This is a genomic window from Pseudomonas sp. GW456-L12, from assembly GCF_059424045.1.
In genome coordinates this window covers 169,647-189,200 of the sequence record NZ_JBWKZA010000003.1, presented here as the reverse complement: position 1 = coordinate 189,200, position 19,554 = coordinate 169,647, and the positions used below count along the sequence as shown (strand labels likewise).

At 66.1% G+C, this 19,554-nt stretch carries 16 protein-coding genes; 5 read left to right on the top strand and 11 right to left on the bottom strand.

Annotation, left to right across the window (positions count from 1 at the left end; translation table 11 throughout):
• Nucleotides 1-12: 12 nt before the first annotated feature.
• From AC07Y9_RS05490 to AC07Y9_RS05455, 8 genes are all read right to left on the bottom strand, one after another.
• Nucleotides 13-1,425 (bottom strand): amidase, encoded by a 1,413-nt coding sequence (locus AC07Y9_RS05490; RefSeq protein WP_102679512.1) that lies wholly within the window; start codon nucleotides 1,423-1,425, stop codon nucleotides 13-15.
• On the bottom strand, nucleotides 1,422-2,702 hold the full coding sequence (locus AC07Y9_RS05485) for a Zn-dependent hydrolase (protein WP_102679513.1): 1,281 nt from the start codon (nucleotides 2,700-2,702) through the stop codon (nucleotides 1,422-1,424). The genes AC07Y9_RS05490 and AC07Y9_RS05485 overlap by 4 nt, the downstream gene beginning before the upstream one ends.
• Before the next feature lie 13 nt (nucleotides 2,703-2,715).
• Nucleotides 2,716-3,411 (bottom strand): ABC transporter ATP-binding protein, encoded by a 696-nt coding sequence (locus AC07Y9_RS05480; protein ID WP_007932342.1) that lies wholly within the window; start codon nucleotides 3,409-3,411, stop codon nucleotides 2,716-2,718.
• The gene (locus AC07Y9_RS05475) at nucleotides 3,411-4,163 is read right to left on the bottom strand and encodes an ABC transporter ATP-binding protein (protein ID WP_007932340.1); all 753 of its coding nucleotides are present in this window, start codon (nucleotides 4,161-4,163) and stop codon (nucleotides 3,411-3,413) included. The genes AC07Y9_RS05480 and AC07Y9_RS05475 overlap by 1 nt, the downstream gene beginning before the upstream one ends.
• Nucleotides 4,160-5,170 (bottom strand): branched-chain amino acid ABC transporter permease, encoded by a 1,011-nt coding sequence (locus AC07Y9_RS05470; RefSeq protein WP_092421150.1) that lies wholly within the window; start codon nucleotides 5,168-5,170, stop codon nucleotides 4,160-4,162. Before AC07Y9_RS05470 ends, AC07Y9_RS05475 begins: the two co-directional genes overlap by 4 nt.
• Nucleotides 5,171-5,172: 2 nt before the next feature.
• Nucleotides 5,173-6,033, bottom strand: coding sequence for a branched-chain amino acid ABC transporter permease (locus AC07Y9_RS05465; RefSeq protein ID WP_009044477.1), 861 nt, complete (start codon nucleotides 6,031-6,033; stop codon nucleotides 5,173-5,175).
• Nucleotides 6,034-6,114: 81 nt separating this feature from the next.
• Entirely contained in the window at nucleotides 6,115-7,317 is a 1,203-nt protein-coding gene (locus tag AC07Y9_RS05460) for an ABC transporter substrate-binding protein (protein ID WP_102679514.1), read from the bottom strand.
• A 112-nt stretch (nucleotides 7,318-7,429) separates the two neighbouring features.
• Nucleotides 7,430-8,200, bottom strand: coding sequence for a FadR/GntR family transcriptional regulator (locus AC07Y9_RS05455; RefSeq protein ID WP_102679515.1), 771 nt, complete (start codon nucleotides 8,198-8,200; stop codon nucleotides 7,430-7,432).
• 216 nt (nucleotides 8,201-8,416) lie between these two features.
• Here AC07Y9_RS05455 and AC07Y9_RS05450 point away from each other — a divergent pair, with 216 nt between their 5' ends.
• Nucleotides 8,417-8,821: a DUF488 domain-containing protein gene (locus AC07Y9_RS05450; protein ID WP_102679516.1), complete on the top strand. Its 405-nt coding sequence runs from the start codon at nucleotides 8,417-8,419 to the stop codon at nucleotides 8,819-8,821.
• Nucleotides 8,822-8,833: 12 nt separating this feature from the next.
• Here AC07Y9_RS05450 and AC07Y9_RS05445 read toward each other — a convergent pair whose 3' ends face one another.
• On the bottom strand, nucleotides 8,834-9,295 hold the full coding sequence (locus AC07Y9_RS05445; RefSeq protein WP_102679517.1) for a hypothetical protein: 462 nt from the start codon (nucleotides 9,293-9,295) through the stop codon (nucleotides 8,834-8,836).
• Nucleotides 9,296-9,400: 105 nt separating this feature from the next.
• The gene (locus AC07Y9_RS05440; RefSeq protein ID WP_102679518.1) at nucleotides 9,401-9,679 is read right to left on the bottom strand and encodes a hypothetical protein; all 279 of its coding nucleotides are present in this window, start codon (nucleotides 9,677-9,679) and stop codon (nucleotides 9,401-9,403) included.
• Between the two features lie 198 nt (nucleotides 9,680-9,877).
• Here AC07Y9_RS05440 and AC07Y9_RS05435 point away from each other — a divergent pair, with 198 nt between their 5' ends.
• The gene (locus AC07Y9_RS05435; protein ID WP_102679519.1) at nucleotides 9,878-12,565 is read left to right on the top strand and encodes an MGH1-like glycoside hydrolase domain-containing protein; all 2,688 of its coding nucleotides are present in this window, start codon (nucleotides 9,878-9,880) and stop codon (nucleotides 12,563-12,565) included.
• Nucleotides 12,566-12,747: 182 nt separating this feature from the next.
• Here the strand turns inward: AC07Y9_RS05435 and AC07Y9_RS05430 are convergent, their stop codons facing one another.
• The gene (locus AC07Y9_RS05430) at nucleotides 12,748-14,466 is read right to left on the bottom strand and encodes a hydrogenase maturation protein (protein ID WP_102679520.1); all 1,719 of its coding nucleotides are present in this window, start codon (nucleotides 14,464-14,466) and stop codon (nucleotides 12,748-12,750) included.
• A gap of 301 nt (nucleotides 14,467-14,767) precedes the next feature.
• Between AC07Y9_RS05430 and AC07Y9_RS05425 the strand changes: the two genes are divergently transcribed.
• From AC07Y9_RS05425 to AC07Y9_RS05415, 3 genes are all read left to right on the top strand, one after another.
• On the top strand, nucleotides 14,768-15,280 hold the full coding sequence (locus AC07Y9_RS05425; protein WP_007921828.1) for a sigma-70 family RNA polymerase sigma factor: 513 nt from the start codon (nucleotides 14,768-14,770) through the stop codon (nucleotides 15,278-15,280).
• Complete coding sequence (locus tag AC07Y9_RS05420; protein WP_102679521.1) at nucleotides 15,277-16,230, top strand: FecR domain-containing protein; 954 nt, start codon at nucleotides 15,277-15,279, stop codon at nucleotides 16,228-16,230. The genes AC07Y9_RS05425 and AC07Y9_RS05420 overlap by 4 nt, the downstream gene beginning before the upstream one ends.
• Before the next feature lie 105 nt (nucleotides 16,231-16,335).
• Nucleotides 16,336-19,275 (top strand): TonB-dependent receptor, encoded by a 2,940-nt coding sequence (locus tag AC07Y9_RS05415; protein ID WP_102679522.1) that lies wholly within the window; start codon nucleotides 16,336-16,338, stop codon nucleotides 19,273-19,275.
• The last annotated feature ends 279 nt before the right edge of the window (nucleotides 19,276-19,554 follow it).

Here is a 19,554-nt window from a genome sequence, read left to right as displayed (position 1 = left end):
TCATTAGCGCTGTCAGTCCTTGATCCGCGGCGCCTGCGGATGCGGGCTCGGGAACGCCTGCTCATAAGCCCGGCACAGGCGCAGCACCTGATCATCGGCAAACCGCGCCCCCACCACCTGCAGGCCCACCGGCAAGCCGTCCTCGGCGAAGCCGCACGGCACCGAGGCGGCCGGTTGCTGGGTGAGGTTGAAGGGGTAGCTGAAGGGCGTCCATTCCATCCATTCGCCCAGGCCGGAACCCGGTGGCACGTTGTGCCCGGCGGCGAAGGCGGTGAGCGGCAGCATGGGCGAGACCAGCAGGTCGTAGCGCCTGTGGAACCCGGCCATGTGCGCCACCAGCGCCGCGCGGGCTTCCAGGGCCAGGGTGTAGTCGTGAAGGCTGATGCCTTCACCCTGCCGGGCAATGCGCAGCAGGCCCGGGTCGAGCTGCTGGCGTTGCTCCTGGCTCAGTTGCCCGGCCAGCCGCGCGGCGCCGGCGAACCACAGGGTATTGAACAACTCCAGCGGGTCGCTGAACCCCGGGTCGACCTGCTCGACGTCGGCACCCAGTTGCGCCAGGCGTTCCACCGCCCGGGCCACCACCCGCGCCACCTGTGGCTGCACCTTCACGTAGCCGAAGTCGGCGCTGTAGGCGATACGCAGGCCTTTGAGGTCAGTGCTCTGCGGCAACCAGGGCGTGCTGCGTGGGGCCCCGGCAAGGCCGTCGCGGGCATCCGGGCGGGCGACGGTTTGCAGCATCAGCAGCGCATCGTCGACGGTGCGGGTCATCGGCCCCAGGTGCGAGAGGATAGTCATGGCGCTGGCCGGCCACTGCGGCACGTAGCCGAAGGTCGGCTTGATCCCGAAGGTGCCGGTGAAGGCGCAGGGAATGCGGATCGAACCACCGGCATCGCTGCCCTGGTGCAGCACGCCGAGGTTCAGCGCGGCCGCGGCGGCCGCGCCACCGGAGGAGCCACCGGCGGTGGTGCGGGTGTCCCAGGGGTTGCGGGTGATGCCGTACAGCGGGTTGTCGGTCACGCCTTTCCAGCCGAACTCCGGGGTGGTGGTCTTGCCCAGCAGCACCGCGCCGGCGTTGCGCATAAAGGCCGGGAAGGGCGCATCGACGTCCCAGGGGCCGCTGGCGGAGGTGGTTTTCGAGCCCTTGCGGGTGGGCATGCCACGGGTCAGGGTCAGGTCCTTGATCGAGGCCGGCACGCCGTCCAGCGCACCGCAGGGCTGGCCCTTGAACCAGCGCTGCTCGGAGGCTTTTGCCGCGTCCAGCGCGCCTTGCGGGTCGACATGGCAATAGGCGTTGACCTGCGGGTTGAAGCGCTCGATGCGCGCCAGGGCGTCCTCGGTCGCTTCCACCGGCGACAGGCGCTTGTCACGGTAATGGGCGAGCAGTTCGACGCCGCTCATCTCGGCGATTTCGCGGTGTCGGGTCATGCTGTCGCTCCTACTTGCGCCGCGTTGACCATGGCCCGCAGCAACACGGCGCAACCGTCGGCCAGGTCCTGGGGCGCGGCGTTTTCGATTTCGTTGTGGCTGATGCCGCCTTCGCAGGGCACGAAGATCATTCCGGCGGGGCCCAGCTCGGCGATGAAGATCGCGTCGTGCCCGGCGCCGCTGACGATGTCCATATGGCTCAGGCCCAGCTGTTCGGCGCCCTGGCGTACTGCGGCGACGCAGGCGGGGTCGAAGTCCAGTGGCGGGAAATCGGCGGTGGGGGTCAGTTCGAAGCCCAGGCCGTGCTGCTGGCAGGTGTCCTCGATCACCTGGCGCACCTCGTCGACCATGGCTTGCAGTTTGTCGGCATGCAGGTGGCGCAGGTCGAGGGTCATCTGCACCTGGCCGGGAATCACATTGCGCGAGCCCGGGTGCAGGCTCAGGCAGCCGACCGTGCCACAGGCGTGAGGCTGTTGCTCGTGGGCGATGCGGTTGACCGCGCTGACCACTTGGGCGGCGCCCACCAGGGCATCCTTGCGCAAGTGCATCGGCGTCGGCCCGGCATGGGCCTCGACCCCGGTCAGGGTCAGGTCGAACCACTTCTGGCCGAGGCAGCCCATGACCACGCCTATGGTGGTCTGGCGGTCTTCCAGCACCGGGCCCTGTTCGATGTGCGCCTCGAAATACGCGCCCACCGGATGGCCGAGCACCGCCCGCGAGCCGGCATAACCGATACGCCGCAACTCGCTGCCCACCGACAGCCCCTGTTCGTCCTGCTTGCGCAGGGTGTCGTCGAGGTCGAACTTACCGGCGAACACCCCCGAGCCCATCATGCACGGCGGGAAGCGCGACCCTTCTTCGTTGGTCCAGACCACCACCTCGAGCGGCGCCTCGGTCTGCAGGCCGAGGTCGTTGAGGGTGCGGATCACCTCCAGGCCGGCCATCACCCCGTAGCAACCGTCGAACTTGCCGCCAGTGGGCTGGGTGTCGATATGGCTGCCGGTCATCACTGGTGGCAGCTGCGGGTTACGCCCGGCGCGGCGAGCGAAGATATTGCCGATGCCGTCGATGCTGACGCTGCACCCGGCCTCTTCGCACCAGCGCACGAACAGGTCGCGGGCCTGGCGGTCGAGGTCGGTCAGGGCCAGGCGGCACACGCCGCCCTTGGCGGTGGCGCCCAGCCGCGCGAGGTCCATCAGCGATTGCCAGAGGCGTTCGCGGTTGACCAGCGGGGTGCTGTCTTGCAACGGGGGTACGGACACAATCGGACGGTTCATTTCATCTCTCCCCTCAGGCGCTCAGGGCCAGGTAGCGGTTCTTGATGCTCGGGTCGGCGCGGAAGTCGGCGGCGCTGCCCTGGTAGACCACACGACCCTGTTCGAGGACGTAATGGCGGTCGGCGAGCTTGTCGCAGACCATCAGGTTCTGTTCCACCAGCAGCACCGGCAGGCCGTCGTCCTTGATCTTGCGCAGGATCTTCACCAGCTCGTCGACGATCACCGGGGCCAGGCCTTCGGTGGGTTCGTCGAGAATCAGCAGCTTGGGATCGTTGAGCAGGGCACGGGCGATGGCGAGCATCTGCTGCTCGCCGCCGGACAGCGCGTGGCCGGCGTTTTTGCGCCGCTCCTTGAGGCGCGGGAACATGCCGTAGACATCCTCCAGCTGCCAGCGGCTGCTCTTGCGCTGGGCGATGCGCAGGTTTTCCTCGACGCTGAGCAGGCGGAAGATGCCGCGGTGTTCCGGCACCAGCGCCAGGCCCTGGCGGGCGATCTCGAAGATCTTCTTGCCCACCAGCTCCTGGCCGTTGAAGCGGATCTGCCCCTGGCGCGGGCAGATGATCCCGAGGATGCTGCGCAGGGTCGTGGTCTTGCCCGCGCCGTTGCGCCCCAGCAGGGTCACCAGTTCGCCGGCGTCGACCTGCAGCGAGACGCCTTCGAGGACGTGGCTCTTGTCGTAGTAGGAATGGATATTCTCGACGGTCAGCATCAGGCGGCTTCTCCCAGGTAGGCGATGCGCACGCGCTCGTCGGCGCGGACGAATTGCGGTGTGCCCTCGACCAGGATCTGGCCGTGGCTCATGACGGTGATGCGTTGGCTGATGGACATGACGATGCTCATGTTGTGTTCGATCAGTAGCACCGTGTGGTCGCGGCCCAGGTCGCTGATCAGCTGGGTCATGATCGGGATGTCGTCGATGCCCATGCCGGAGGTCGGCTCGTCGAGCATCAGCAGTTTCGGCCTGGAGCAGATCGACATGCCGACTTCCAGCACCCGCTGCTGGCCGTGGGACAGTTCGCCGGCGAGGGTGTCGGCGCGTGCCGTCAGTTGCAGGCGTTCGAGCACCTGGTCGGCCATCTCCAGATGTTCGCGGCGGCTGTCGACGTGGCGCCAGAAGTTCAGCGCCGCCAGGCCATCGCGGCCCTGGGCGGCCAGGCGCAGGTTTTCCCGCACGCTGAGGTTCTGGAACAGGCTGGTCAGTTGGAACGAACGGGCCATGCCCAGGCCGACCCGGCCGTGGGCCGGTTTCTTGATGATGTTCTTGCCGTTGAACAGGATCGCCCCGGCGGTGGCCTGGCGTTCGCCGGTCAGGCAGTGGAACAGGCTGGTCTTGCCGGCGCCGTTGGGGCCGATGATGGTGTGGATGGTGCCGGCCTCGACCTTCAGGTTGACGCCGTTGACCGCGTGGAAGGCGCCATAGGCCAGCTCCAGGTCCTGGGTTTGCAGCAGGTACTGCGTCATGACAGTTTCTCCTCGGTCGGCAGGGCCGCCTTGCGTGGCCCCCGGATGCGTTCGAACAGGCTCGACAAGCCGCCCCACAAACCGCCGCGCATGAACACCACCACCAGGATCAGGATGATCCCCAGCAGCATCAGCCAGCGTGGCCAGAGGTCGGACAGGAACTCGCCGAGCAGCACGATGGAACCGGCGCCCAGCAGGGAGCCGAACAGCGAGCCGGTGCCGCCGACTATGGTCATGATCAGGATGTTTTCCGACATCGCCAGGTCGATGTTCGACAGCGGCACGAAATGCAGGAGCATGGCGTACAGCGCCCCGGCGATCCCGGTGACCGCGCCGGACAGCATGAACACCAGGATCTTGAAGTGCCGGGTGTCGTAGCCGATGGCGGCGGCGCGGGTTTCGTTCTCGCGGATCGCCATCAGCGTGCTGCCGAACGGCGAGGCGATCACCCGACGGGCGCCGATGAAGATCAGCAGGAACAGCACCGCGACAAAGGCGTAGAAGTAGCGCGCGTCGTTCAGCGACAGCAGCACGGTGTCGCCGAGGCGGATCTCCGGGCGCGGCACGCTGAGCAGGCCGTTGTCGCCGCCGGTCCAGTCGCTCAGGGTGTAGGCGATGAAGTAGGCCATCTGGCTGAAGGCCAGGGTCAGCATCACGAAGTAGATGCCGGTGCGCCGGATCGCCAGGGCGCCCACCAGCAACGCCAGCAGCGCGCCCACCAGGGCCGCGCCGAACAGGGCGCTGAACAGGCCCAGCTGCAGGTGGATCATCAGCAGCGCGGCGCAGTAGGCCCCGGCGCCGAAGAAGATGCCCTGGCCGAACGACAGCAGGCCGGTGTAGCCCAGCAGCAGGTTACAGGCCAGCGCCGCGAGGGCGAAGATCAGGATCTCGGTGGCCAGGGTCGCCGACGGCAGCACCAGCGGCAGGCCGATCAGTACCGCGACCACCAGCCACGGCAGGGCACGCGACTGGGTCTTGGCGAACGGCAGGGGATTTTTCTCGCTCATGTTCATGCTCTCCCGAACAGGCCGTAGGGACGGACCAGAATCACCGCCGCCATGGCGCCGTAGATCATCAGGCTGGCGCCTTGCGGCCAGAGGGTGGTCATCAGGCTCTGCACCACACCCACCAGCAGGCCGCCCACCAGCGCGCCGCTGAACGAACCCATGCCGCCGATCACCACCACCACGAAGGCCACCCCGAGGATTTCCGGGCCGACAAAGGGCTGGGCGCCACGCAATGGGGCGAACAGCACCCCGGCGATCCCGGCCAGGGCCACGCCGAGGGCGAAGGTCATGGAGAACAGGCGAAAGATGTTGGTGCCCAGCAGCGACACGGTCTCGGTGCTTTCGCTGCCGGCGCGCACCAGGGCGCCGAAGCGCGTGCGCTCCAGCAGCAGCCACAGCGCCAGCCCGACCAGCGCCGAGAAGACGATGAGGAACAGGCGGTAGTAGGGGTAGACGAAGTCGCCGACGATCAGCACGCCGCGCAGCAGTTCCGGCACCGCGACGCTTTTGCCGACGGGGCCCCAGATCAGCACGCTGGCTTCCTGGATGATCAGCGCGATGCCCAGGGTCACCAGGATCTGGAAGGTGTGGGGCAGGTGGTAGATGCGCTGGATCAATAATCGCTCGATGGCCCAGGCCAGGGCCGCGACCACCAGCGGCGCGACCAGCAGCGCCAGCCAGAAGCTGCCGGTGAGGCTGACGGCGGTGTAGCAGATGTAGGCCCCGAGCAGGAAGAACGCGCCGTGGGCGAAGTTGACGAAGTTCAGCAGGCCGAAAATGATCGTCAGGCCCACTGCGATCAGGAAGTAGATCATCCCCAGGCCGAGGCCGTTGAGGATCTGGAACAGGTAAAGATTGAGCATGCGGGTACCCTCGGCAGGGGGCCGGCGACTGTCGTCGGGCGGCCCGCTGCCTCTAGCCAGCGATAAAAAGGTCGGTCGGGGTCAGGCCAGGTTGCAGCCGGTGGCGCCGACATCCGGGAACGAGCGCCCGGAGCTGAGCACTTCGGCCAGGTCGTCCTTGTCGCACATGTTGGCCGTGGCCTTGCCCTGCAGCAGGTAGTAATCCTTGATCACCTGATGGTCGCCGGCGCGGATGCTTTCCTCGCCGGTCGGGCCCTGGTACGTCAGGCCTTGCATGGCCTTGGCCACGGTCGCGCCGTCGAAACTGCCGGTGGCGGCTATGGTGTCGAGCATGATCCGGGTGCCGATGTAGTCGGCGGCCAGCGGGTAGGTGGGGTTGATGCCGTACTTGGCCTGGGTCAGCTTGACCAGCTCGCGGTTGAGCGGGGTGTCGACCTGGTGCCAGTACTGCGCGCCGAGGTAGACGCCTTCGAGCACGTCGCTGCCCAGTTCCTGGAACTGGTCGAGCCCGGCGGACCACACCAGCAGCACTTTCATGCGTTCCTTGATGCCGAAGTTGACCGCCTGGCGCAGGGCGTTGGAGGACTGGCTGCCGAAGTTGAGCAGCACCAGCACGTCGGGCTGGGCGGCGATGGCGTTGGTCAGGTAGCCGGAGAATTCCTGTTCCTGCAACGAGTGATAGCTGTTGCCGACGTGCTCGATGCCATGCTCGGCGCAGACCTGTCTGGCGCCTTCCAGCAGTGCTTCGCCGAATACGTATTGCGGGGTGATGGTGTACCAGCGCTTGGCCTCGGGCAGGCGCTTGATCAGCGGCACCATGGTTTCGCGAATGGCGCCGTAGGTCGGCACCGACCAGCGAAAGGTCGAGGCGTTGCAGTCCTTGCCGGTGACTTCGTCGGCGCCCACCGGGGTCATGAACACGCCGTTGACCTTGCCCACCTCCTTGGCCACCGCCAGCGCCGAAGACGACAGGGTGCAGCCCTGGAAGAATCGCGCGCCGTCCTGGGCAATCGCCTCCTGCACCTTGCGCACCGCCTTGCCGGCGTTGCCTTCGGTGTCGATCACCTTGTAGTTCAGCGGGCGGCCGAGCAGGGTCGGGTACTGCTCCACCGCCAGGCGCGAGCCCATGTCGGCGAACTTGCCGTAGCTGGCGAAGGCCCCGGACATCGACTTGAGCCCGTAGAAGGTAAAGGGTTCGGCGGCAAAGGCGTTGCGTACCCCCAGCGGAAGGCTGAGGCCTGCGGCAACGGTCAGACTGGCTTTCAACAACGTACGACGCTGCATGGGGTAACTCCCTGGTTTAGTTATTGGCAGGAGTGGCAATGGCAAAACGGCGCAGCAGCCTGTGTTCAGGCTTTGTTATTGGCGAAGCGGCGTGTGGCGGGTGCGGCGGTTATCAATGGTGGTGGTCGAACTCCAGCAGGAAGTGTTGGGTGACCTCGCCCTCGAGGGCGCTCATATGGTGTTCGGCGTCGCACATGTGTTCGTGCATCAGATGGCGTACCGCGGTTTCGTCCTCGGCTTTGAAGGCCAGCAACAGGCGCTTGTGGTAATCGAGGTTGGCGGCGTCGAACTGCTTGCGCTTGGGCTTGTAGGCCTTCTTCAGCACCACCAGGTCGCGCAGCAGGTCGTTGAGGAACTGCGCCATGAAACTCAGCAGCGGGTTGGGGCAGGCGCGGCCCAGCAGGTTGTGGAATTCCAGCTCGGCGATGCGCTGTTCGCGCTGGCCGGCCTCGCTGTCTTCCGGGGCGCTGCAGAAGTCGATATTGGCCTGCAGCGCCGCAAAGTCGTCGGCGCTCAGGCGGCCAATCACCGACACCGCCAGCTCCACCTCGATGACCTTGCGCAGCTGGTACACCTGCTCGCCGTCCATCTGCTGGAAGTGCAGGTAATTGCGCAGGGCGCGGCTCGCCGGTTCGGTGCCGGCCTGGTTCAGGTAGGCGCCGCCGCTGGGGCCGGTGCGGGTGTTGACCAGCCCTTCGACCTCCAGCGCCTTGAGCGCTTCGCGGGCCGAACCCTTGGAACACTGGAAGCTTTCCATCAGCTCGCGCTCGGTCGGCAAACGATCGCCGGGACGCAGGGCGTTGATCACAATGGAACGCTTGACCGACTCGACAATCACGTCGGAAAGCTTCTGGCGTTTGCGGCGAACAGGTCGTTTGAGCATGTTTTCGATTTATCGTATTAATGCGGATAAATAGTACTTAATAGGGCTGCGCCCGCTGCGTCAATCGTCCTGGAGGCGAGCTGTCGTTTTCAATGTGGGAGGGTCGTAATCAGAACCAGGGTGAGTGGCGGCGAGGCACTTGTCGAAGGTCCTCCATCCTGTGTCCAGCCACTAAGCTGATGGCAGGCCATGCGCTGCCATAGACGGGAGGAAATCATGATTCTGTGCAAACGCGCCTACGAGCCGGCGAACCCCGACGACGGCTATCGGGTGCTGGTGGACCGCCTGTGGCCGCGCAACTGTCGCAAGGAGCGGTTGCCGCTGGACGAGTGGTTGAAAGACCTGGCGCCGTCCAGCGGATTGCGTCGTGCCTTCAAGTCCGGCGAGCTGGATTTCGCCACCTTCCGCAACCGTTACCGCCAGGAACTGGCGGCCCGCCCCGAGCATTGGTGGGCGTTGCTGGAACGCGCGCAAAAGGGCCGCCTGACCCTGGTGTACTCGGCCCACGATGAAGCGCACAACAATGCCCGGGTGCTGGCCGAGTGGCTGGAAGACGAACTGGACCGGCAGGGCGAGGGGAGTTCGCCGGTGTGCTATGCGCACCTGTCGCCGCCTGAGTGAAGGCGCTGGGTTTCAGGGGTGCTTCAACATCACATAGGCCTCGCCACCACGCCGGTCGTGCATCAGCAGGAAGGTCTGCTGGTCGAGGGTGATTTTCGCCGGCAGGTGCTGCGCCACCGGGGTGCTGGAGAACTGCTCGGCCAGCTTGAGAAATTGCGCGGTCAGGGTCTTGTCCCGCTGCGACGGCGTGGTCACCGCGCATTGCTTGCCTTTCTGCACCTGGACCCCAAGGCTGTGGTCCGGCCTGAGCCCCATCCGCGCATACCCGGCATTGTCCAGCCTGGCGATGCCATAGGCCTTGGCCGCGCTGTCGGCCCCGGCGAAGGAGGGCGCGGACTTCAGGCAGATATCGCGAAAGGCCAGCACGCCTTCGGCGATGGCCGCCGCTTCCTTGTCGATGACTTCGGGCGGACTGGCGCAGCCGGCCAACAGGGCCAGGGCCAGGCTCAAAGGGCTCAGGATCGCGCGGTTCATCGGACCTCCCAGGCATTCACGGGGCATGCTTATAGCCTAGCCAAGCTTCAGCCTGCGGGGGACCTGGGTGATGGGCGCCTTATGACAGGCGCCGAAAAAAGCAGCTCAGTTGAACCCGACCGACCATCGGCTCACCGTTTCCGGCTCATGGCGCTGGCTCGGGTCGGTTTCGTAATTGCACTGGGGGCCGCTGCAGGCGTGCTCCAGGGTGATCGGCGCCTTGAACTCCAGGTGGAATTTCGTCGGCTCCTGCTCTGCTGCAGAGCTAGCCGTTGTCTCTGCCAGGGCGGGCATCGGGTAGCTCAGGTCCAGGCCTTCGGCCTGTGCCGGCAGGGCCAATACACAGAGCACAAGGCTCGCCAGGAGGGTGTTGTCGCTGAACATCGTGGGTACCGCGTTTGCACAAAAGGGTTGCCGAGTATAACGAGCGTCTTGCCGGAAATTTAAGCCAAAGGCTCTATCACGGGCTTTGTGCGACAACGGGTCGCTGTTGGCGCCTCGCAGCATGAAACATTTGTCATGGGCCGCCGGCGCCACCAGCCCCTACACTGGCTTTCACCTCCATGGCTCACGGACACCCCCATGACGGCAGCAGCGGCGGCAAGCATCCTCGAAACGGTCGAAGGCCAGCGCCTCAATGGCGAGGCCTGCGAACCCTGGCGCGAGTGGGGGCCGTACCTGAGCGAGCGGCAGTGGGGCACGGTGCGCGAGGACTACAGCGCCGATGGCGATGCCTGGGCCTACTTGCCCCACGACCATGCGCGCAGCCGTGCCTACCGCTGGGGCGAGGACGGGTTGGCGGGGTTCTCCGACAAGGCCCAGCACTGGTGCCTGGGGCTGGCCCTGTGGAACGAGCGCGACAGCATTCTCAAGGAGCGCCTGTTCGGCCTGAACAACGCCGAAGGCAATCACGGCGAAGACGTCAAGGAGCTGTATTTCTACCTCGATGGCGTGCCCAGCCATGCCTATATGCGCATGCTCTACAAATACCCGCAGGCGGCCTTTCCCTATGAGGACCTGCTGCGGGAAAACGCCCGGCGCGGCCTGGACGACACCGAGTACGAGATCCTCGACACCGGGGTATTCGAGGACGATCGCTACTTCGACGTGACTGTGGAATACGCCAAGCACGCGGTCGACGACATCTTCATGCGGGTCACGGTGCACAACCGTTTTCATCAGCCGGCGCGTTTGCGGGTCTTGCCCCAGGTCTGGGCGCGCAATACCTGGAGCTGGGGCGGCGACTCGCGCAAGCCGAGCTTGCGCCTGGAGGGCGAGCAATTGCTGGCCCGGCATCCGCGGTGCTCGCCGATGCAGGTCAGCGCCTGGGGGCCGGAGCCTTGCGAGTGGCTGTTCTGCAACAATGAAACCAACTTCCCGAAGCTCGATGGCCTCGCCGCGCCCGGTCCGTTCAAGGACGGGATCAACGACTACCTGCTGGGAGGTTCCGCCAGCGCCATTGCCCGTGACGGCGGAACCCGCGCCGCCGCTCACTTCACCCTGGAGCTGGCCGGGCTGGAGAGCAAAAGCGTATACCTGCGTTTTGCTCCGGCTGGCTCGCCCCAGGTCAGCGCCCGGAGCCTGTTCGAACAACGGCGGGCCGAGGCCGACGCGTTCTACGCCGCGCTGCAACAGGGCATCGCCGATGCCGACGCACGCAATGTGCAGCGCCAGGCCCTGGCCGGTCTGCTGTGGTCCAAGCAACTCTACGATTTCGACGTCAACCGCTGGCTCGATGGCGACCCCGGACAACCGGCGCCGCCGGCGTCACACGCCCATCTGCGCAACAGCCATTGGCGGCACCTGGCGAACTTCGACATCGTGGCCATGCCCGACACCTGGGAATACCCCTGGTACGCCTCATGGGACCTAGGTTTCCAGGCGGTGGCCCTGGCCTTGATCGACCCGGGCTTCGCCAAGCACCAGCTGTTGCTGCTGGTCAAAGACCGCTTCATGCATCCCAACGGGCAGTTGCCGGCCTACGAGTGGCGCTTCGACGACGCCAACCCGCCGGTGCATGCCTGGGCCAGCTGGCGGGTGTACCAGCGGGAAAAAGCCCTGACCGGCCAGGGCGACATGGACTTTCTCGAACGGATCTTCCACAAGCTGCTGCTGAACTTCTCCTGGTGGGTCAACCGCAAGGACGCCGAAGGGCGCAACCTGTTCCAGGGTGGTTTCCTCGGCCTCGACAATATCGGGCTGTTCGACCGCTCGGCGCCCTTGCCGCCGGGCTACACCCTGGACCAGGCCGACGGCACCGCCTGGGTCGCGGCCTATGCCCTGGACCTGATGCGCATTGCCCTGGAACTGGCCAGGCGCAACCCGGTGTACGTGGACATCGCGGTGAAGTTCTTCGAGCACTTCCTGTACATCGCCGGGGCCATCAACCGGCTGGACAACGGCGACACAGGGCTGTGGGATGAGCAGGACCGGTTCTTCTACGACGTGCTGCATCGCCCCGACGGTGGCAACGAACCGCTGCGCCTGCGTTCCATCGTCGGCCTGATGCCGCTGTTCGCCGTGCAGGTGCTGGAGCAGCATGAACACGAATGCCTGCCGGGGCTGCGTGAGCGTTTGCTGGAGTTCATGCACCATCGGCCGGACCTGGCCAGCCTGGTGTCGCGCTGGAACGAACCGGGGCAGGGTAATCGCCTGTTGCTCGCACTGCTGCGCGGCGAGCGCACCAAGGACTTGCTCAAGCGCATGCTCGACGAGGCGGAGTTTCTTTCCGAGTTCGGTATCCGCTCGCTGTCCAGGGTCTTCGCCGAACACCCCTTCGCCCTGCAGGTCGACGGTCATCAGTTGCGCGCCCGTTACGCGCCGGCCGATTCCGACTCACGGCTGTATGGCGGCAACTCCAACTGGCGCGGGCCGCTGTGGATGCCGATCAACTACATGCTGATCGAGTCGCTGCGCGAGTTTCATCGCTACTACGCCGACAACTTCTCGGTGGAATACCCCAGCGGGTCCGGCTACCTGGCGTCCCTGGAGGAAGTCGCCGACAGCCTGAGCCAGCGCCTGACCCGCCTGTTCCTGCGCGACGAGGACGGGTGCCGCCCATCGATGTGCGCCTACGCGCAGTTGCAGGCCGATCCCCGGGACCGGGATCTGCTGCTGTTCCACGAGTACTTCCACGGCGACACCGGCCGCGGCCTGGGGGCCAGCCACCAGACCGGCTGGACGGCGCTGGTGGCGTTGTTGTTGCAGCCTGTAGCCGCTGCCGAGCCTACGAGGCTGCGACAAGGCCCGCAGGGCCTTCAGCGGTCTTGAAAACGCCGCGCCCCTGCCGGTCGATCGCAGGCTGCGCCAGCGGCTACAGGGAGCCTGGGTCTGTAGCCGCTGCCGAGCCTGCGAGGCTGCGACAAGGCCCGCAGGGCCTTCAGCGGTCTTGAAAGCGCCGCGCCCCTGCGGGTCGATCGCAGGCTGCGCCAGCGGCTACAGGGGCGGGGGGATCAGGCGCTCAAGGTATCCGGCTGCGGCACGGCCCAATCCTCGATCAACCGCTGCGGGGTGCAGCAGGTCTTGCGCTTGTAGACGAAGCCGGCGCATTTCTCGGCGAAGCCGTGGCGGTTCTGCACCATGTCCTGGTGCATCTGTTCCAGCTCGGCGTTGCGGCAGTGCTGCATCAGTTGCGGGTCGGCGTTGGCCTTGCGCTCGCGCAGGGCCTGGTATTTCGGTTCGGTCAGCACGGCGTTGGCCCGCTGCAGCAGCCACAGGCCGAACTCGTCGGGGCAGCGCGGGCCGACTTCCTGGACCATGCCCATCTGCAGGGCCTGGAAAGCGTTGATCGGCAGGCATTCGTCGGTGAGTTTGTGCGCCATGGCGTGGCCGACGGCGCGGGGCAGGCTGTAGGTCCAGTATTCCGAGCCGTACAGGCCCATGCTCTTGTAGTGCGGGTTGTAGACGGTATTGGCCCGGGCCAGCACCACGTCGGCCGCCAGCGCCAGCATCAGGCCGCCGGCCCCGGCATTGCCGGTGAGGCCGCTGACCACCAGCTGGCGAGCGCTGAGCAGCTCCTTGCAGACGTCGTCGATGGCCTGGATGTTGTTCCAGGCTTCCAGGCCCGGCACCGGCGCGGCCTGGATTACGTTGAGGTGCACGCCGTTGCAGAACGCGCCACGCCCGCCCTTGATCAGCAGCACCTGGGTGTCCCGGGCCTTGGCCCATTGCAGCGCGCTGACCAGGCGCTGGCAGTGTTCGGTGCTCATGGCGCCGTTGTAGAACTCGAAGGTCAGCTCGCCGACGTGGCCCGACTCGCGGTAGCGGATCGGCTGGTAGGCCTCGTCGCTGAACGGCTCGCTGGCGACCGACCAGTGCAGATGAGGCACGCCGTCCAGTTGACCGGCCAGCACATGGCGGGCCGGTAGCTTGAAGTGTTCGGTGCCCGGCCGGGCCTTGCGCTTGAGGGAGCCGATCCACAGGCTGCGGTCGCCGCAGGCCACCAGCACCGCATCGTCGTGCACCGCCAGCAGTTCTCCGGGGATGCCGCTGCGGCTATCCAGGTGCGCGTCATACAGGTAGTACTGCCCGCCGGCGAGGCTGGCCAGGACCCCGGGCTGGCCGTCGGCGGCGTCGATGCAGCGCTTGATGAAGGCGGCGCTGTCGTGCCAACTGAAGCTGCGGTCGTCCTGTTTCATGTTCGGTTGCAGGCGGCCGCGCACCTGCGGCTGGCTGTAGTCCAGGGGCACAGGGACGAAGTCGCTGCCGAATTTCTCCACCACATCGCGGATGCAGTAGATCGCCGCGTCGGCCACCGGCCCGTTGTACAGCTCGGACTTGCGCACCTGCGCGGGCACCTTGAATTCCCTGGTGGACCAGACCGGCCCGGCGTCCATTTCTTCCACCGCCTGCAGGGCGGTGACGCCCCAGCGCTCGAGGTTGTTGCTGATGGCCCAGTCCAGGGCGCTGGCGCCGCGGTCGCCGACGATGCCTGGGTGGATGATGATCACCGGGCGGGTCGGGTGGCGCCACAGTTGCTCGGGCACCCGGTCCTTGAGGAAGGGGCAGATCACCAGGTCGGCGTCCGCCTGTTCGATCTGCCGGCAAACGTCTTCTTCGTTGGTGAACAGCACCACGCTGGGACGGTGGCCGGACTGGCGCAGGTCCAGCCAGGCACGCTGGGTGAGACCGTTGAAGGCGGTGGACAGCAGAATGATCTTCAGCGATTGCATAGCGACTCTTCCTTGAGGATGAAGCGGGGCCGGCCGTTCCGAAAGCCGTCCCTGGCCGATGGAGGCGCCAGAGTAGAGAGGACCTTTGGGCGTCCTGCTGACCGAGATCAATCAAGTGCGTCGGGCGGCGCGGCGAGGCGCCGGATTACATATATTCGTTAGTTAGCCTGGGTGAATTTTTAATTACTTCCAAATAGATTCAGCCCTGTTGCACAGTCGCTCCCCTAATCCTGGGTCGGCAATGTCCCGAACCAGCCAGACGATTTCGAGAGGGGGGAGCTGTCTTGTGAGGGAGCCAGGCATGGGTGCGAATCGGAACCCTCATTACTCACTGATCGGGCAGATGTTCAAACGCGACTATCAGTGGCTGTGTGCCTCGGTGGGTCGCGTCCTGGGCTGCCATCACAGCGCCCAGGACATCGCCTCGGAAACCTTCGTGCGGGTGCTGGCCCTGCCGGACCCCGCGGCCATCCGCGAGCCCCGGGCACTGCTGACCACCATCGCCCGGCGCCTGGTCTACGAAGGCTGGCGGCGCCAGGACCTGGAGCGCGCCTACCTGGAAAGCCTGGCCCTGGCGCCAACGCCGGTGCACCCGTCACCCGAGGAGCGGGCGCTGGTGATCGAAGCGCTGCTGGCCGTGGACCGCTTGCTCAACGGTTTGTCCGCCAAGGCCAAGGCGGCCTTTCTCTACCATCAGCTCGACGGTCTGACCTACGCCGAAATCGGCCAGCAGCTGGGGGTGTCCACCAGTCGCGTGCAGCAGTACATGGCCGAGGCGTTCAAGCGCTGTTATCAGGCGATGGTCGACGCATGAGCCGGCCGCGCGCGAACGAGGCGCTGGTGGATGAAGCGGCGCAATGGATGGCCCTCCTGCAATCGGGGCAGATGAATGCCCAGGAGCGCCAGGCATTCCACGACTGGCGCGCCGCCGACCCGCAGCATGAGCAGATCATCGCGCTGATGAGCGGCGGCCTGGGGGCGCTGCGCAGCCAGGCGTTGCGCAACCTGTCCCGGGACAGCCTGCTGCACAGCCTGAATGCGCCGTCGAGCCGTCGGCGTTTTATCGGCGGCAGCCTGAGTGTGATGGCCCTGGCCTTGGCCGCGACCTTGCTCGGCCGACGCTACAACCTGCTGCCCGAGGCGGGCGCCCTGTACACCGGCACTGGCGAGCGCCGCGACTTCACCCTGGCCGACGGCAGCGCCCTGACCCTCAATGCCCGCAGCCAGGTCGTGAGCTGTTTCGATGCCCGGCAGCGGCTGTTGCAGTTGCGCAACGGCCAACTGCTGGTGGATGTGGCCAGGGACCCGCAGCGGCCCTTCGTGGTGGAAACCGAACACGGGCGCATGCGGGCTTTGGGCACGAAGTTCCTGGTGGAGCGCGGCGAGGACTGGACGCGCCTGGTGATGCTGCATTCGCAGGTCGAGGTGCTCACCGCCAGTGGCGCGCGGCAGGTGGTCGAGGCCGGCGAAAGCCTGCGTTTCGACGCTCGGCAACTGTTGCTGCTGGAGCGTGCCAAGGGCCATGAAAGCGCCTGGACCTCGGGGGTATTCGAGGCCCGCGACCGGCCCCTGAGCGAGGTGATCGACAGCTTGCGCGGCTACCGGCGCGGCATCATCCGCCTCAGCCCCCAGGTGGCCGACCTGCGCCTGAGCGGCATCTATCCCCTGGACGACAGCGACCGCAGCCTGCAGTTGCTCGAGCGTTCGCTGCCGATCCGCGTCAGCTACCACAGCCCGTACTGGGTCAGCATCGAGCCGCGCTGAAGGGCGCGGTTATAACCCCATAACCCCTTGGCCTAACCGCCACCCTATAAAAACCCGTCAGTCGCTGCTCATTCCCTGCAACCGCATTCAACAGGGAATCGCTCCATGCACTCATCGATCCTTTTCCACCCACCGCGCCTGTCACTGATGTTGACCCTGGCGTTCGGCGCTTGTGGCAGCGCCGCCTGGGCCCAGCAGGCAGAAGCCCGGCAGCTAGAGGCCAGGCAGATCACCTTCGACATTGCCGCCGGCCCGCTGGACGAGGTGCTGCTGGATATCTCGCGGCAGAGCGGGGTGCCGATTTCCTTCCGCCAGGACCTGGTGCAGGGCAAGCGCAGCCCGGCCATTCGTGGTGCCCTGGGCGGCCAGCAGGCGGTGGACAGGGCCCTGCAAGGCAGCGGCCTGGAGGCCCAGCACAGTGAGCAGGGGCTGATCATTCGCAATGCTCCGGCCAGTGCCAAGGCCAGCCCTAAAGTCAGCGCCGTGGCGCCGGTACGCGCGCCGGACCCGCAGTTGGAAAAGGTCACGGTGACCGGCTCGCGCATCGCCCGCGCCCAGTCCGACGGCGCCACTCCGGTGAACGTGATTACCCATGAAGAGATGGAGGCCCGCGGTTACCGCAACGTCTACGACGCCCTGGCGACCCAGACGCAGAACACCGGCATGACCCAGGGCGAGGACTACGGCAACACTTTCCAGCCCGCCGCCAGCGCCCTCAACCTGCGGGGGCTGGGCCCCAACCACACGCTGGTGCTGATCAACGGCCGGCGGGTCGCGGACTATCCGACGGCCTATGGCGGCCAGGTCAACTTCACCAACCTGGCCAACATTCCTTCGGCGATCATCGACCGTATCGAGGTTCTCAGCAGCGGCGCCTCGGCCATCTACGGCTCCGATGCGATCGCCGGGGTGGTCAACATCATCCTCAAGGAGAAGGCCAGCGGCATCGACGTCAACCTGCGTGGCGGCACCACCGAGCGGGGCGGCGGCGATAACCCGCGCCTGCAGATCAGCGGCGGTGGCAGTTGGGGGGATTTCGATGGCCTGTTCGGCCTGGAGCTGACCCATCGCCAGCCGATCTGGGCCGACGATCGCGGTTTCATGGATCGCGGGCCGGCCCTGGACGTCGGTTACCGGCGCAACCTCGACAGCGGCAAATACATCGGCCCTGGCTGCGGCGCCTACTCCGGGGTGTTTGCCAACCACCTCAGTGGCAGCGGCGGGCGCTGCACCACCGACCAGGTCTACAACGATTACTGGACCTTGCAGACGCAGAAGGAAAACTACGACGGCTACACCCGCGGCACCTGGCATTTCAGCGACAGCGGCAAGGTCTTCGCCGACCTGATGTATGGCCTGGACCATATCCAGAACAACACCCGCGGGCCGAGCTTCACCTCGCCCGACTTCATCAACCGGAACACGGGTAACCTGGAGCGCTGGTTCCGGCGTTTCTCCGAGGAGGAAATCGGCGGCCGCACCAGCAACAACAGCAAGTGGCGCGACACCTCCTGGACCGGCACCCTGGGCCTGTCCGACCGGATCGCCGACACGGCCTGGAGCTACGAGCTGGCGGCCAACCGCTCGGAGTACCGCAGCGTGCGCACCACCCGCTATACGCCGTCGGCCACTATTCGCGATTTCTACCTGGGGCCGCAGCTGGGCGAGCAGGGCGGGTATCCGCTGTTCGCCCCGGATGCCTCACGGCTTGACCGGCCGCTGACCGAAGAGGAGTGGCGGCAGTTTCGCCGCAACCTGACCCAGACCAGCAAGTCGGTGTCGCAGAGCTACAACGCCTCGCTCAACGGCGAGCTGTTCGACTTGCCGGCCGGGCCGGTGGGCTTCGCCGGCATCCTTGAGCTGGGCAAGCAGGAATACCGCGTCGACCCGGACGATGGGCTCAACGACGGCAGTTTCTACGGCACCACGCCGGCGCAGAGTTCCGGTGGCTCGCGCAAGCGTTATGCCGCCGGCGGCGAGTTCAGTGTGCCGATCAGCGACAGCCTGCTGGCGTCGCTGGCGGGGCGCTGGGACCAGTACAAATTCAGCGGCCGCACCGAGCAGCAGAAGACCTACAACCTGGGCCTGGAATGGCGCCCGCTGAACAGCCTGCTGCTGCGCGGCAGCTACGGCACCAGCTTCCGCGCCCCGGACCTGAACTACATCTACCAGGCCGACACCAACGGCTATGTGCCGGACCAGATCGACTACTACGGGTGCAGCCAGGGTGTCGAGGGCGCCTGCGATCGCGGGCGGGTGGACTACACCCAGAGCGGCACCGCCGACCTCAAGTCCGAGCGGGGCAAGTCCTGGACCTACGGGTTCGTCTGGTCGCCGTCGCGCAATTTCGATGTGTCGGTGGATTACTGGCGCGTGCAGATCGAGGACCTGCTGACCACCGTCGACCAGAACCGCCTGTTGCAAGAGGAAAACGCCTGCCGCAGTGGCGCCATGGACATCAACTCGGCCAGCTGCCAGGCGACCCTGGCGCGCATCCAGCGCAACCCGGGCACTGCCGCGGTGGACCCGAACCGCTTGCAGCGGGTGCAGATCAATGCGATCAACGCCGCCAGCGAACGGGTCAGCGGGCTCGACCTGAAAAGCAATATCCGCTGGGGCGCCGGGGAGTACGGGGCGTTCAGTTCGACCCTGGGCTACACCCTGGTGCTCTCGCATTTCTACAAGGAATCGGACGACGCGCCGACCCAGGACTGGCGCGTGGACCGCAGCAATCACGACTGGCGCAGCAAGGTCAACGCCAGCCTGACCTGGGATTACCTGCACTACACCGCGACCCTGCTGGGCATCCGCTATGGCAGCGTGACCAACGGCAACGCGGACGGGCGCCTGTCGCCCTGGACCGTGTTCAACGCCAGCGCCCGCTACAAGGTCAACGACCGCGCCAGCGTCGGCCTGACCGTCAACAACCTGCTGAACCAGGTCAAGCGCGACGACTCCGGCGGCTGGCCGTATTACCCCACCGGCAACTACGACCCCTACGGCCGCCAATGGTGGCTGGATGTGAGTTATCACTTTGGCGGCTGAACCCTCCCTATGGCTGATGGTGTCTGGCCTGATGCACCGCGGCGCCTGCATCGCGAGCAAGCTGCGCTCCTACAGGTTTTGTTGCGCCTGCAAAAATGGAGGCCTTTGCGTGATTCCTCTGTAGGAGCGAAGCTTGCTCGCGATGGCGTTGTATCTGACCCGCCGCTATTGCGAGCAAGCTTCGCTCCTACGGGGCAGACGAACAGGCATAAGCTCATCACCCAACGGTCTAGATCGGCCTCTATAAAAACCTCCGGGCCGTTGCACATCCCTGCATAC